16 protein-coding genes are annotated in these 14,153 nt (G+C 64.3%); 11 read left to right on the top strand and 5 right to left on the bottom strand.

The window, feature by feature from the left end; all coding sequences use genetic code 11:
• Positions 1-61 precede the first annotated feature (61 nt).
• Complete coding sequence (locus tag EN781_RS08515; RefSeq protein WP_126054450.1) at positions 62-1,549, top strand: DegQ family serine endoprotease; 1,488 nt, start codon at positions 62-64, stop codon at positions 1,547-1,549.
• Between the two features lie 39 nt (positions 1,550-1,588).
• Entirely contained in the window at positions 1,589-2,899 is a 1,311-nt protein-coding gene (locus EN781_RS08520) for a replication-associated recombination protein A (protein ID WP_126054451.1), read from the top strand.
• Between the two features lie 40 nt (positions 2,900-2,939).
• On the opposite strand, the gene EN781_RS08525 is transcribed toward EN781_RS08520, so the two are convergent.
• The 4 genes from EN781_RS08525 to EN781_RS08540 form a co-directional block, all read right to left on the bottom strand.
• Positions 2,940-3,365, bottom strand: a complete 426-nt coding sequence (locus tag EN781_RS08525) for an HIT family protein (RefSeq protein ID WP_126054452.1) — start codon at positions 3,363-3,365, stop codon at positions 2,940-2,942.
• A 109-nt stretch (positions 3,366-3,474) separates the two neighbouring features.
• Positions 3,475-4,689: a GNAT family N-acetyltransferase gene (locus EN781_RS08530; protein ID WP_126054453.1), complete on the bottom strand. Its 1,215-nt coding sequence runs from the start codon at positions 4,687-4,689 to the stop codon at positions 3,475-3,477.
• Positions 4,690-4,730: 41 nt separating this feature from the next.
• The gene (locus EN781_RS08535) at positions 4,731-5,459 is read right to left on the bottom strand and encodes a glycerophosphodiester phosphodiesterase (RefSeq protein ID WP_126054454.1); all 729 of its coding nucleotides are present in this window, start codon (positions 5,457-5,459) and stop codon (positions 4,731-4,733) included.
• 14 nt (positions 5,460-5,473) lie between these two features.
• On the bottom strand, positions 5,474-5,938 hold the full coding sequence (locus EN781_RS08540; RefSeq protein ID WP_126054455.1) for a RidA family protein: 465 nt from the start codon (positions 5,936-5,938) through the stop codon (positions 5,474-5,476).
• Positions 5,939-6,076: 138 nt separating this feature from the next.
• Between EN781_RS08540 and EN781_RS08545 the strand changes: the two genes are divergently transcribed.
• The 5 genes from EN781_RS08545 (at position 6,077) to tsf (ending at position 9,847) form a co-directional block, all read left to right on the top strand.
• The gene (locus EN781_RS08545) at positions 6,077-6,907 is read left to right on the top strand and encodes a cell envelope integrity EipB family protein (RefSeq protein WP_126054456.1); all 831 of its coding nucleotides are present in this window, start codon (positions 6,077-6,079) and stop codon (positions 6,905-6,907) included.
• A 58-nt stretch (positions 6,908-6,965) separates the two neighbouring features.
• Positions 6,966-7,244, top strand: coding sequence for a DUF4031 domain-containing protein (locus tag EN781_RS08550; RefSeq protein ID WP_126054457.1), 279 nt, complete (start codon positions 6,966-6,968; stop codon positions 7,242-7,244).
• Positions 7,241-7,852: a LysE family translocator gene (locus EN781_RS08555; protein ID WP_126054458.1), complete on the top strand. Its 612-nt coding sequence runs from the start codon at positions 7,241-7,243 to the stop codon at positions 7,850-7,852. The genes EN781_RS08550 and EN781_RS08555 overlap by 4 nt, the downstream gene beginning before the upstream one ends.
• Before the next feature lie 177 nt (positions 7,853-8,029).
• Positions 8,030-8,809, top strand: a complete 780-nt coding sequence (gene rpsB / locus EN781_RS08560) for a 30S ribosomal protein S2 (protein WP_126054459.1) — start codon at positions 8,030-8,032, stop codon at positions 8,807-8,809.
• A gap of 117 nt (positions 8,810-8,926) precedes the next feature.
• Positions 8,927-9,847 carry a translation elongation factor Ts gene (gene tsf, locus EN781_RS08565; RefSeq protein WP_126054460.1) on the top strand — a complete coding sequence of 307 codons (921 nt, stop codon included), beginning with the start codon at positions 8,927-8,929 and terminating at the stop codon, positions 9,845-9,847.
• A 27-nt stretch (positions 9,848-9,874) separates the two neighbouring features.
• On the opposite strand, the gene EN781_RS08570 is transcribed toward tsf, so the two are convergent.
• Entirely contained in the window at positions 9,875-10,801 is a 927-nt protein-coding gene (locus EN781_RS08570; RefSeq protein WP_126054461.1) for a LysR family transcriptional regulator, read from the bottom strand.
• Positions 10,802-10,917: 116 nt separating this feature from the next.
• On the opposite strand from EN781_RS08570, the gene EN781_RS08575 reads away from it, so the two are divergent.
• The 4 genes from EN781_RS08575 to frr form a co-directional block, all read left to right on the top strand.
• Positions 10,918-11,445, top strand: coding sequence for a nuclear transport factor 2 family protein (locus EN781_RS08575; RefSeq protein ID WP_126054462.1), 528 nt, complete (start codon positions 10,918-10,920; stop codon positions 11,443-11,445).
• A gap of 38 nt (positions 11,446-11,483) precedes the next feature.
• On the top strand, positions 11,484-12,593 hold the full coding sequence (locus tag EN781_RS08580) for an aldo/keto reductase (RefSeq protein WP_126054463.1): 1,110 nt from the start codon (positions 11,484-11,486) through the stop codon (positions 12,591-12,593).
• A 159-nt stretch (positions 12,594-12,752) separates the two neighbouring features.
• Positions 12,753-13,475 carry a UMP kinase gene (gene pyrH, locus EN781_RS08585; RefSeq protein ID WP_126054464.1) on the top strand — a complete coding sequence of 241 codons (723 nt, stop codon included), beginning with the start codon at positions 12,753-12,755 and terminating at the stop codon, positions 13,473-13,475.
• Between the two features lie 121 nt (positions 13,476-13,596).
• Positions 13,597-14,153 (top strand): ribosome recycling factor (gene frr, locus EN781_RS08590; RefSeq protein ID WP_127399902.1); only part of this gene is annotated, 557 nt, incomplete at its 3' end.

The following is a 14,153-nucleotide window of genomic DNA, read 5'->3' on the forward strand; positions in this document are numbered from 1 at the left end:
GCATTAGCCTTTCATTCTGCACAATCGTCGGGAGAATGGCGCCCGATTTGGAGGATTCGGAATGCACGTCAAACGGCTGTCCATTGTTCTGATTTCGGCCTTGCTGGCGTTCGCACCGGCGGCCAGGCAGGCACTGGCCGAGGACGCCACCAAGCCCGCTGATCCGGGCTTGTCCGACGTGCTGACCGATCTGCTGCATGGCGTCGAAGGCGAAAATGCCACCTCCGGGCCGGACAAGCGCGTGCCGTTCGGTCGCGAGGAGGTGCAGCTCTCGTTCGCGCCGCTGGTCAAGCAGACGGCGCCGGCCGTGGTCAACGTCTATGCCTCGCAGACGGCCAAGGTGACGTCGCCTTTCGAGGGCGACCCGTTCTTCGAGGAGTTCTTCGGGCGCGCGCAGCCGCGCGCGCAGTCCTCGCTCGGCTCCGGCGTACTGGTCGACCCGAGCGGCGTCATCGTCACCAATTACCACGTCATCAAGGATGCCGACGAGGTGAAGGTGGCGACCGCTGACGGTCGCGAGTTCGCCAGCAAGGTCATGCTCAAGGACGAGACACTCGATCTCGCCGTGCTCAAGATCTCGGCCGACAAGCCTTTCCCGGTGATCGCCATCGGCGATTCCGACGCGCTGGAGGTCGGCGACCTGGTGCTGGCCATCGGCAATCCGTTCGGCGTCGGACAGACCACCACCAGCGGCATCGTTTCGGCACTTGCCCGCAGCCATATCGGCGTCTCGGATTCGGGCTACTTCATCCAGACTGACGCCGCCATCAATCCCGGCAATTCCGGCGGCGCGCTGATCAACATGGGCGGTCAGCTGGTCGGCATCAACACGGCTATCTACAGCCGCAGCGGCGGCTCGATCGGCATCGGTTTTGCCATCCCCGCCAACATGGTGCGGGCTTTCGCTGACGCCGCCAAAGCCGGGCTCGATTTCTTCGAGCGGCCCTATATCGGCGCCGAGTTCGAGGCGGTGACGCCGCAGATCGCCGAATCGCTCGGCATGGAAAAGCCGACCGGCGCGCTGGTCTCGACGGTCGACGCTACCGGGCCGGCGGGCAAGGCGGGGCTGAAGCCTGGCGACGTCGTGCTGTCGCTCAACAACACGACGGTCGAAAGCATCGAGGCTCTTGACTATCGCATGGCCACCTTGTCGATCGGCTCCAAGGCCAGCTTCGCTGTGCTGAGCAAGGGCCAGCAGGCGACGATGGAGATCCCGCTGGAGCGAGCGCCGGAAGGCGCCAAGGCCACTGAGGTGACGCTGCATGGCCGCAGCCCGTTCGCCGGCGCCAAGGTCGCGGAACTGTCGCCGAGGCTTGCCCAGAAGCTCGGCCTGCGCACCGACCTCAAGGGCGTCACCGTAGTAGATATCAATCGCGATTCGCCGGCGGCCGATTTCGGCTTTCAGCCGGGCGACATTGTGCGTGAGGTGAACGGCACGACCATCGACACGGCGGCGACGCTGGCGCAAATAGCCCAGCAGGACACGCGCTGGTGGCGCTTTACCGTCGAGCGCGGCGGGCAGATACTGCGCCAGGTGTTGCGTTATTGAGGCGATCCAAGGGATCGCCCTCCAGCTTCGAAGACGTTCATGGCCGATCTGTTCAGCGTCGATGAACCGGAAAAGGCGCCGCCCGGCCGGCCGCTGGCCGACCGGCTGCGCCCGAAAAACCTCGGCGAGGTGGTCGGCCAGGAGCATCTGACCGGTCCCGATGGCGCGCTGACCAGGCTGATCGATTCCGGCTCTCTCGGCTCGATGATCTTCTGGGGGCCGCCCGGCACCGGCAAGACCACGGTTGCGCGGTTGCTTGCCGGCGAGACCAAGCTCGCCTTCGAGCAGATATCGGCGGTGTTTTCGGGCGTGGCCGACCTGAAGAAGGTGTTCGAGGCGGCCAAGCTGCGCCGCGCCAACGGCCGCCAGACCCTGCTCTTCGTCGATGAGATCCATCGCTTCAACCGTGCCCAGCAGGACGGCTTTTTGCCGGTGATGGAAGACGGCACCGTCGTGCTGGTCGGCGCCACCACGGAAAACCCATCCTTCGAGCTGAACGCGGCGTTGCTGTCGCGGGCGCGTGTGCTGGTGTTCCGTTCACTCGGCGAGGACAGCATCGCCAAGCTTCTGGCACGCGCCGAGGATGCCGAGGGCAGGGCGCTGCCACTCGACGACGAGGCGCGCGCCATGCTCGTCCGCATGAGCGACGGCGACGGCCGCGCCTCGCTGACGCTCGCCGAAGAAGTGTGGCGCGCCGCCAAGTCCGGCGAGGTGTTCGGCCCGGAGGGTCTGCAGCGCATCATCCAGCGCCGCGCGCCGATCTACGACAAGGGCCAGGACGGTCACTACAATCTGATCTCGGCGCTGCACAAATCGGTGCGCGGCTCCGACCCGGACGCCGCCCTCTACTATCTCGCCCGCATGTTCGACGCAGGCGAGGATCCGCTCTATCTTGGCCGTCGGCTGGTGCGCATGGCGGTGGAGGATATCGGGCTGGCCGACCCGCAGGCGCTGGTCATCGCCAATGCCGCGAAGGACGCCTATGACTATCTTGGTTCGCCCGAGGGCGAGCTCGCCTTCGCCGAGGCCGCCGTCTATCTCGCCACCGCGCCGAAATCCAACGCCGTCTACACCGCCTTCAAGGCGGCGACGCAAGCGGCCAAGGAGTACGGCTCGCTGCTGCCGCCCAAGCACATCCTCAACGCGCCGACCAAGCTGATGAAGGAAGAGGACTACGGCGCCGGCTATCGCTACGACCACGACGAGCCCGACGCCTTTTCCGGCCAGGACTATTTCCCGGAAAAGATGGGCCGGCGCACCTTCTACGATCCGCCTGAGCGCGGCTTCGAGCGCGATATCAGGAAACGGCTGGACTATTGGGCCAAGCTGCGCGGCGAGCGGGAAAGGTAAGCTCGCCGCGCCATGGTCGCGCGCTTCGGCCGGCGCTCGTTCAGTCAGCAAGCGCCGCCCGGATCTTGCTCGCATTTTCCGCCAGCACCTCGGGCTGTTCCATCTGTCCGCTGTGCGGCTTCAAGGGGATGCCCTCGAAGCGCGGAATGACATGGACATGGAGGTGGTAGACGGTCTGGCCCGAAGCCGGTTCGTTGAACTGCAGGATGGTGACGCCATCGGCGCCGAAAGCCTTCTTGACCGCCCGCGCCAACTTCTGAACGATCGTGAAGAGCGGCCCGAGCGTGGCCGCGTCAGCGTCGAGCAGATTGCGCGACGGCGCCTTCGGCACCACCAGGGTGTGGCCCGCTCCTTGCGGCATCACATCCATGAAGGCGATGACCGCATCGTCTTCATAGACACGGTGCGAGGGGATTTCGCCGCGCAGGATCTTCGCGAAGATGTTGCCGGAATCGTAGTCAGCCATGGCGGGCGCTCCTGATCAAGGATGTCCTGCCTCGTGTAGCGAAGCCGTCATGGCGCGGCAAGGCAGGTCACCCGAGATCGATTATGCCTGCCTCGACAAGGACGAGGGGCTATTCGGCCAGATCCTTGCGGAATGGCGTGTGGTCCTCGAGATATTCGCCCATCCGCTCGACCTCACGGCGCTCGCGGCGCAGATAATCGGCCACCGCGTTGCGCAGGCCGGGATGCGCGATGTAGTGCGCCGAGTGCATGGTCACCGGGCGGTAGCCGCGCGCCAGCTTGTGCTCGCCCTGCGCGCCGGCTTCCACGACCTTCAGCTTGCGTTCGATGGCGAAGTCGATCGCCTGGTGATAGCAGATCTCGAAATGCAGGAAGGGATGGTTCTCGATGCAGCCCCAGTTGCGCCCGTAGAGCGCATCGGAGCCGATGAAGTTGATGGCGCCGGCGATGTAGCGGCCGTTGCGCCTGGCCATCACCAGCAGGATGTCGTCGGCCATGCGCTCGCCGATCAGCGAGAAGAACTGGCGGTTCAGATAGGGACGGCCCCATTTCCTGCCGCCGGTGTCCATGTAGAAGGCAAAGAAGTCGTCCCAGACCCTTTCGGTCAGGTCCTTGCCGGTCAGCCAGTCGATCGAGATGCCGTCGGCCAGTGCCTCGCGCCGCTCCTTCTTCATCGCCTTGCGCTTGCGGGAAGCAAGCGTGGCCAGGAAGTCGTCATAGCTCGAAAAGCCTTCATTGAAGAAATGGAACTGCTGGTCGGTGCGGTGCAGGAAGCCGGCCGCCTCCAGCGTGACGACATCGCTTTCCGAGGCGAAGGTGACGTGAGCGGAGGACACGCCGAGCTTGTCGGTCACCATCTTCAGGCCAGCCGCGAGGCCGGCCTTCACCGCGCTGTCATCCTCGCCCTTGCTGACCAGCAGGCGAGGGCCGGTGACGGGAGTGAACGGCACGGCACTTTGCAGCTTCGGATAGTAGCGGCCACCGGCGCGTTCGAACGCATCCGACCAGCCGTGGTCGAAAACATATTCGCCTTGGCTGTGCGATTTGAGATAGCAGGGCACGGCGCCCAGCAGCTTGCCCTGCGCCGTCTCCAATCGCAGGTGGTGGCCCTGCCAGCCGGTGCGGCGCACAGCGCAGCCGGACTCTTCAAGCGCGCTCAGAAAAGCGAATGAAACGAGAGGGTTGTAGCCGTTTTCCTTGTCACCGCGCGTGGTCCCGGCAAAGCCGTTCCACTCATCGCAGGTGAAGGCGCCGATACCGGAGGCGACGCGGATCGAAAACTCCGCATTCGCCATCTGTCCATCATCGTCATCACCCTGATCCATGAGGCTTATTTAAGCTCCATACGGGGCTGCGCAAGCCTGGATCACGCCACCTTTACGAGGTCGGGTTCGAAACCTTCGAAGGTCATCTGGTCGGCATATTTGAAGGTGAGGTCGACCGCCGGCTGGTCATGCACGGTCCAGGTGATGACCGGCATTTTCAGCCGCTGGCGCACGAAGCTGACGAAGGGGTTGGGCAGGTCGCCGGCGGCATAGGAGGTGAAGGCGATGTCATGCGCCAGCATGGCGAAATGCGCCTCGATCAACTGGTTGTCCTTGCCGTAGGCGGTCAGCCCGCCAGGAATGCCGGGCGCGTCCTTCGGAAAATCGCGGATCAGCCAATGGTCGAACGACATGATCGCCGCCTTGCCCTTGTAGCGATTGAGCATCTTGCCGACGCTCGCCACAAGGCCCTGGTCGTAGCCCGGCGTGCCCTTCAGTTCGACCACCAGCGGCACGCGGCCGTCGATCAGGTCGAGCGCCTGCTGCAGCGTCGGCACATGATCGGCCGTGCCGCCGACCTTGAGCGCCGAGAGCTCCGCCGCCGTGCGCTGCCAGACGAAGCCGTCCTCACCGGTCAGCCGCTTGAGGTCGCCATCATGGATGATGACGGGAACGCGGTCCGAGGAGAGATGCACGTCGCATTCGATCGCGTAGCCGCGCTCGGCGGCGGCCGCGAAGGCCGACAGCGTGTTCTCCCAGCGCGCCTTGTTCATGTCGTGGAAGCCGCGATGCGCGACAGGGCGTGCGGTCAGCCAGGAAAGGTCGGTCATGATATCGGTCCGGCTCATTCGACTTCGAAGATCGCTTCGATCTCCACCGCCGCGTTAAGCGGCAGCGAGGCGGTGCCGACGGCGGAGCGGGCGTGCTTGCCGCTTTCGCCCAGCACCGCGACCAGGAAATCGGAAGCGCCGTTGGCGACCAGATGCTGCTCGACAAAGTCGGGCGCCGAGGCGACGAAGACGGTGATCTTGACCAGGCGCCGGACCTTCCCGAGATCGCCGAGCGCTGCCTTGGCCTGCGCCAGAATGTTGATGGCGCAGTATTTTGCGGCTTCCTTGCCAGTCGCCGTATCGACGTCGCGGCCGAGTAGGCCGCTCGCCTGCAGCTTGCCGTCCTTGAGCGGCAACTGCCCCGCCGTGAACAGCAGATTGCCGGTCCGGCAATAGGGCACATAGTTGGCGGCCGGCGCGGCGGCAGCCGGAATTGTGACGCCGAGATCGCTTAGCCGCTTTTCGATTGTTTCACCCATCGTATTTCCCTATTGCTTGAAGACGCCGCGCGAGCCGGGCCGAAATTGCTATTTTTGCCTCGCTTCCGCCATGACTTTTTTTAAGCTGGACCATCTTTCCCTGCGGCCTGCCATCAGCCGCGACGATCGGAGCACCATATGCGCGCAAAGCGCCTAGCATTCCCTGCCGTTCTTGTGCCAGCGCTGTTCCTGGTGGCTCCCGCCTTTGCCGTTCCGGCGCTGCAGGCGCACCGCGCGGTCTACGACCTGACCCTCAACAAGGCATCCGACCGCTCCGGCATAACCGGCATTTCGGGCCGCATGGTCTACGAATTCAATGGCTCGCCCTGCGAGGGCTACACGGTAAAGTTCCGCTTCGTCACCCAGATCGTCACCAACGACAATACGCGTCTGACCGATCAACAGACGACCACTTTCGAGGATGCCGAGGGCAAGACCTTCTCCTTCGTCACCAAATCCTTCGTCGACCAGAATCTCGACAAGGAGGTCAAGGGCATGGCGACCAGGGAGCCCAAGGGCCTCAAGGTCGACATCGACAAGCCCGAGAAGAACAGCCTGGAGCTCGCCGCCACCCAGTTCCCGACCCAGCATCTGGTGGAACTGATCGGCAAGGCCGAGAAGGGCGAAAGCTTCTATGAAACCAACCTTTTCGACGGGTCGGAAGACGCCAACAAGGTGATGACCACGACGGTCGTCGTCGGCAAGAAGACCGACGCCGACAAGACCGACCCGGAAGCGCCGGCGCTGGCCAAGCTCGCCGCCGACAAATACTGGCCGGTCGACATCGCCTATTTCGACGACACCGACAAGAGCGGCGAGGAGGTCCCGGAGTACCGGATCAGCTTCAAGCTGCACGAAAACGGCATCACCCGCGATCTCGTCATGGACTATGGCGACTTCTCGATGACCGGCAAGCTGGTCAACCTGTCGCTGTTCGACCAGGCGAAACCCTGTCCTGCATCGAAATAGTCCAAAGGCAAATCGTCTCGCAGGGCCGTCGGCGCTGAAGAGGGGAGCGGCAGGCCTGATGGCGATCTATGTCGATGCGGCGATCTGGAAATGGGCCGGCCACCGCTGGTGCCATTTGATGGCCGACGACACCGATGAACTGCATCGCTTTGCCACCGAACTCGGCCTCAAGCGCTCGTCCTACCAGGGGCCGCCCAAGACATCGGCGCCGCATTATGACATAACCGGCTTCGAGCGCGACCGGGCGGTGCGGCTGGGCGCGATCGAGTGCAGCCGCGAGGAGATTGTTGCGATCTTCCGCCGTGTGCGGGTTCCTAACGGGAAGATAAGGCCATGACGCTCACGGCATTTCTGGCTTACTGCGCCGCGATCACGCTTGCCGCCGCTACGCCCGGCCCGGCAATGTTCGCGGTCATCACCAACGGCGTCTCGCGTGGCTTCGTCCGCGCCTTCATGGCCGGTGTCGGCATTGCCTTCGGCGATGCGGTGCTGGTGATCCTGGCGCTGCTCGGCCTGGTGGCGCTGGCACAGACTTTCGAATGGGTGTTCCTCGCCCTGAAATATGCGGGCGCTGCCTATCTGGTGTTCCTCGGCATCCGGATGTGGCGCTCGGCCAACGCCCGTGCGGATACGGCGCAGGCATCCCAGGCGAGGCTCTCACGCTCGTTTTTCCTCGGCGCCTCCATAGCGCTCGGCAATCCCAAGGCAATCCTGTTCCACGCCTCGATCATGCCGCTGATCCTCGATCTCGACACCATGACCTTCGCCGATGGGCTGCTGGTGATAGCGGTCGTCATCAGCGTCAACATTGGCACCATGGGCGTCTACGCGGCGCTCGCCGGGCGGGCCTCCGGCTGGTTCAGGACGCCGGGGCGCATGCGCCTGATGAACAGGTTTGCCGGCGGCGCCATGATCGGCACCGGTGCGCTGATCGTCGCACGCTGATCGGCAAGGAGCAGGGGCGCTTGCGTTTGTCGCGCATCCCCTCTATATGCGCGTTCATTCCACACACGGACTTTGGTGTCTGCCCGGGAGAAATCCGGCTGAAACCTCCGGTGGCGTTCAAGGACCTCGGTCCGAAAATGCCTGTGTCCGTGGAGGCCAACCGGAAAGGAACTAAGAATGGCTCTGCCTGATTTCAGCATGCGCCAGCTTTTGGAAGCTGGCATTCACTTCGGCCACCAGACCCACCGCTGGAACCCGAAGATGGCGCCCTACATCTACGGCGCCCGCAACAACATCCACATCATCGACCTGTCGCAGACGGTGCCGCTGCTGCACCAGGCGCTCAAGCAGGTGTCGGACACCGTCGCCAAGGGCGGCCGCGTGCTGTTCGTCGGCACCAAGCGCCAGGCGTCCGAAATCGTCGCTGACGCCGCGCAGCGCTCGGCCCAGTATTACGTCAACTCGCGTTGGCTCGGCGGCATGCTGACCAACTGGAAGACGATCTCGAACTCGATCCAGCGCCTGCGCAAGCTCGACGAACTGCTGGCCGGCGAGGCACAGGGCCTGACCAAGAAGGAGCGCCTCAACCTCGACCGCGAGCGCGAGAAGCTCGACAAGGCGCTGGGCGGCATCAAGGACATGGGCTCGACGCCGGACCTGATGTTCGTCATCGATACCAACAAGGAAGCGATCGCCATCCTCGAGGCCAAGCGCCTCGGCATTCCGGTCGTCGCCATCATCGATTCGAACTGCGACCCGGACAAGATCGACTTCCCCATCCCCGGCAATGACGACGCGGCTCGCGCCATCCAGCTCTACTGCGACCTGATCGCCAAGGCTGCGATCGACGGCATCGCTCGCCAGCAGGGCGCGCTCGGCGTCGACATCGGCGCCTCGGTCGAGGCTCCGGTCGAGCCGGCGCTCGATGCCCCGGCGGCCGAGACCCCGGAAGCATAATAGCGAAGGCCGGTTCCGGCCTTCATCTTTCCAATATCTTGGCGCGCTAAGCGCTGTCGCCGGGCGCATCATCGAGAATCGATGGTGCGTCGGCGCATTTGAAACAAAGAGGCGACAATGAGCATTACGGCTGCACAGGTCAAAGAACTCCGCGACTTGACCGGCGCGGGCATGATGGACTGCAAGGCGGCGTTGAACGAGACCAACGGCAACATGGAAGAGGCCGTCGACTGGCTGCGCAAGAAGGGCATCTCCAAGGCCGACAAGAAGGCTGGCCGCACCGCTGCCGAGGGCCTTATCGGCGTTGATGCCGGCCTGCGCGAGGCTGCCATTGTCGAGGTCAATTCCGAGACCGACTTCGTCGCCCGCAATGCCGCGTTCCAGGAGATCGTCGCCAACGTCGCCAAGGTGGCGCTGGCCTATGGCGCGACCGAAGCTGTGGCGGCCGCCAAGTACACGGGCTCGGACAAGTCGGTCACCGAGACGATCAAGGATGCGGTCGGCACCATCGGCGAAAACATGGGCTTCCGTCGTTCGACCAAGCTCTCTGTCGCGCACGGCGTGGTGGCGAACTATGTGCATAACAAGGTCGCCGACGGCCTCGGCAAGCTCGGCGTGCTGGTTGCCATCGAGACCACCGGTAATGCAGAGGCCGCAAATGCCTTTGGTCGCCATGTCGCCATGCATGTTGCGAATTCCAACCCGGTTGCGCTGACCGCCGAGGAAGTCGATCCGGCGCTGGTCGAACGCGAGAAGGCGATCTTCTCCGACCAGGCGCGCCAGTCCGGCAAGCCGGAGGCGATCATCGAAAAGATGGTCGAGGGCCGCCTGCGCAAGTTCTATGAAGAGGTCGTTCTGCTGAAGCAGGCTTTCGTGCTCAATCCCGACATCACCGTCGAGAAGGCGCTGAAGGATGCCGAGAAGGAAATCGGCGCTCCTGCAAAGATCACCGGCTATGTGCGTTACGCGCTCGGCGAAGGCATCGAGAAGGAAGAGACCGATTTCGCCGCGGAAGTCGCGGCGGCGGTCAAGAAATAGCCCGAAGCACAAGTAGGGCTACAGAGCTCAGGCAGCACGGCCGGGCGTCCGCGAGGATGCCCGGCCGATTTCTTGCGCGGTGTCGATGAAGGCCCGGAGCTTCGGCGCCATCGACGCCCGGCGCGGGAAATAGAGGAACAGGCCGGGTTCCTCGATCGCCGACTGCGGCAGGATCTGCACGAGGCGACCGGCGGCGATGTGGGCGCGCACCAGCGGCTCAAAGACATAGATGATGCCAACCCCGGCAAGCGCGAGGTCGATCGCGGCGAGCGAATCGGTGACGATTGCCGTGCCATTCGTTTCCACAGAGACGTCATTGCCGTCCTCGCTCAGGTCCCAGCGGTAGAGCGCGCCACTGCGCACGAGGCGGTAGCCGATGCAATTGTGGCCGGCGAGATCGGCGATGGCGGTGGGACGGCCGCGCCGCCCGACATAGGTCGGCGAAGCAGCCATCACGACACTGAATGGCGGCGTCAGCCGGACCGCCACCATATCCTGTGCGATCATCTCGCCCAGCCTGATGCCGGCGTCGAAACCTTCTCCCACGATATCGACGAGGCCCTGATCGGCAAACAGCTCGACGGTCACGTCCGGATAGCGCTCCGCCATCGCCGCCACCACGGGGGTCACCGCCAGCGGGATGGCGATATGGGAGACGTTGATCCTGAGCAGCCCCGCCGGGCGGCCGCCGATGCCGCGGATGCGGTCCATGCGTTCGGCGATGTCCTGCAGGGCAGGGGCTGCGGTCTCGATCAATGCCTTGCCGGCTTCGGTCAGCGAGACGCTGCGCGTCGTGCGCGCGAACAGCGGCTGACCGATCCGCTCCTCGACCAGACGCACAGCGTGGCTGACCGCCGACGGGCTCATGCCGAGCTCGGCCGCGGCGAGCGCGAAGCCGCCGCGCCGTGCGACGGCGACGACGACAGGCAGGTGGCTGAGCAGATCGCGATCCATTGATGAGCGGTATCGCATAGTCATTGCGAACAATGCAATCTTATCGTCTGCCGCATACTTGCACACATTGTCGCCAGCGCCACCGGCGGCGGGCCGATGCAGAAGGAGAAGACGAGATGAAAGCGTTGAAGCACGTCACTTTCGCAGCGGGCATGGCATTGGCACCGGTCGATGCCGGCGGAGCGGAACCGTCGGACTGGCACGCGCACGCCAATGAGCGCGCCGTGATCCGCATCGCCGACTCGATCGACCGCGCCGTCGACGCGCAGGACTGGCCGCTTGCCCGTAGCTATTTCGCGGATCGGGTCACTGTGGATTTCAGCAGCCTCTCCGGACGGCCGCCGGCCACCATCGCCTCGGACGAGCTGATCGGCACATGGTCGGCGAACCTCAAGGGGAGCAAGACGAGCCTGCACCTGCGCACCAACCACCAGGTGGTGATCGACGGCGACCGCGCCACCGTGTCGTCGAATGGCTACGCCTGGAATCGGATGGAAGGCAATGGCGACCCGCTCTGGGAAGTCTGGGGCACCTACGAGCACCGCCTGACCCGCACGCAAGCCGGCTGGAAAGTGGATGGCTTCACGTTCCGCATGACGCATGAGCGCGGCAACGCGTGGGTCAAGACCACTCCCGGCCGCTGAATGGCGGCATCAATCCCTATCAGAATCGGAACTACATCATGACGATGAATTACTACACCCTCGGCAACAGCGGCCTTCGGGTAAGCCGCATCGCGCTCGGCACGATGACCTTCGGCACGGAATGGGGCTGGGGAGCCGACCGGGAAACCGCCCGCTCGATGTTCGACGCCTATGTCGAGGCAGGCGGCAATTTCTTCGATACCGCCGACCTCTACACCAATGGCACGAGCGAGACCTGGCTCGGCGAATTCGTCGCCGAGCGCGGGCTGCGCGACAAGGCAGTGATCGCCACCAAGTTCACCATGAACACCGAGCCCGGCAATCCGAACAGCGGCGGCAATGGCCGCAAGAACATCATGCGCGCGGTGGAGGCCTCGCTCAGGCGGCTCGGCACGGACTATATCGACCTCTACCTGCTTCACGTCTGGGACAGGCTGACGCCGGCCGAAGAGGTCATGCGCACGCTGGACGACCTGGTGCGCGCGGGCAAGGTGCGCCATATCGGTCTGTCGGACGTGCCGGCCTGGTATGCCGGCCGCGCCCAGGCGATTGCCGAATTGCGCGGCTACGAGCCAGTTTCGGCCTTGCAGCTCGAATATTCGCTCGCCGAACGTTCGATCGAGCATGAGTTCGTCCCCTTCGGCACGCGTCACGGGGCGGGCATCATGGTCTGGAGCCCGCTGGCCAGCGGCTTGCTCAGCGGCAAGTATCGGCCGGCGCAGGCCGGAAATGCCGGCCGGCTCGATGGGTTCCGCAACACCACCCATCCGGGGTTCCAGAAATTCACCGAGCGCAACTGGAAGATCGTGGCGGAGCTCGAAAAGGTTGCCGCCGAACTCGGCCGCAGCATGCCCCAGGTCGCGCTCAACTGGGTGGCGACGCAGCCGGGCGTCGCCACGGTCATTCTCGGCGCGACCAAGCTTGCCCAACTACAGGACAATATCGGGGCGCTGGATTTTTCAATTCCAGCCGCGCTTCGCGAAAGACTGGAGGTAGTCAGCAGATCCCCGGCGCCATTCCCCCATTCCTATTTCGGCTTCGAGATCCAGGGCCGGGTCACCGGCGGCGCCACGACTGGCGACAAGCCGGCCGGCTATGCGCAGCCGGTGCTCATCGAGGGCGAAGCCGTCAGCGTTGCCAGCGACTGATTGGCGCAAGCCGGAGAGGCGGGCATTGCGCAGGGGCGCCGCGTGACATCGCGGCGCCCTTCGTGTATCGGAACTCGCATCGCGCCGGTGTTTTTGGGCGCGGCGCCTGCGCGAGGGCGGCCACCCCAGGCGCTTCACACGCACAATGACGAGGATCAGATGACGGCGAAGCCCCTCTACCGACGTGTCTTGCTGAAAGCGTCGGGCGAAGCGTTGATGGGGGAGCAGCATTTCGGCATCGATGTCTCGGTCGTTGACCGCATCGCGGCCGACATTGCCGAGGCCCGCGCGATGGGCATCGAGGTCGGCGTCGTCATCGGCGGCGGCAACATTTTCCGAGGCGTGGCGGTTGCGTCCAAGGGCGGCGACCGCGTCACCGGCGATCACATGGGCATGCTTGCCACCGTCATCAACTCGCTGGCGCTGCGCACCTCGCTGAACAAGATCGGCGTCGATGCCGTAGTGCTGTCGGCGATCGCCATGCCGGAGCTTTGCGAGAGCTTCTCCCAGCGCCAGGCCACCGCCTACATGAACCAGGGCAAGGTGGTCATCTTCGCCGGCGGTACCGGCAATCCGTTCTTCACCACCGATTCGGCAGCAGCGCTCCGCGCCGCCGAGATTGGCGCCGATGCGCTGTTCAAGGGCACCCAGGTCGACGGCGTCTATTCCGCCGATCCCAAGAAAGACCCGAACGCGACCCGCTTCGAACGCATAAGCCATGCGGAAGTGATCAAACGCGGGCTTTCGATCATGGATACGGCAGCGATTGCACTTGCGCGCGAAAACAACATTCCGATAATCGTCTATTCGATCCACGAAAAGGGTGGTTTTGGCGAGATTCTGAGGGGCGGCGGCCGGTGTACGGTCGTTGCGGACGATTGATCCGGAGCCGATGCCGATCCGGAAGCCCGCTATGAAGCGGCAGGCGGTATCGGAACAAGGCTCGAGCACGGGGCTGTTGCCCTGAAACAGTGAACCCGGCAAACGGGTCGAGGAGACAATGATGAGTGGTGAGTTCGACGACCTCAAGCGGCGCATGGACGGGGCGATCGCCGCGTTCCGGCATGACCTGGCTTCGCTGCGCACCGGCCGCGCGTCCAGCAACCTGCTCGACGCAATTCAGGTCCAGGCCTACGGCACGACGATGCCGATCAACCAGGTGGCGAACGTGTCCGTGCCGGAGCCGCGCATGCTTTCGGTGTCGGTCTGGGACAAGGCGATGGTCGGCGCCGTCGACCGCGCCATCCGCGAATCCAACCTCGGCTTCAACCCCATCGTCGACGGCACCAATCTGAGGATCCCGCTGCCCGAACTCAACGAGCAGCGCCGCAAGGAACTGGTCAAGATCTCGCACGGCTATGCCGAGAACGCCCGCGTCGCTGTCCGCCATGTCCGGCGCGACGGCATGGATTTCCTCAAGAAGGCCGAAAAGGACGGCCTCATCGGCGAGGACGATCACCGCAAGCGTTCGGATCAGGTGCAGAAACTGACCGACGAGATGATCAGCACCATCGACCATCTGCTTTCCGATAAGGAAGCTGAAATCATGCAGGTTCAGGG

It is taken from the genome of Mesorhizobium sp. M4A.F.Ca.ET.090.04.2.1 (genome assembly GCF_003999085.1).
Lineage (GTDB): Bacteria > Pseudomonadota > Alphaproteobacteria > Rhizobiales > Rhizobiaceae > Mesorhizobium.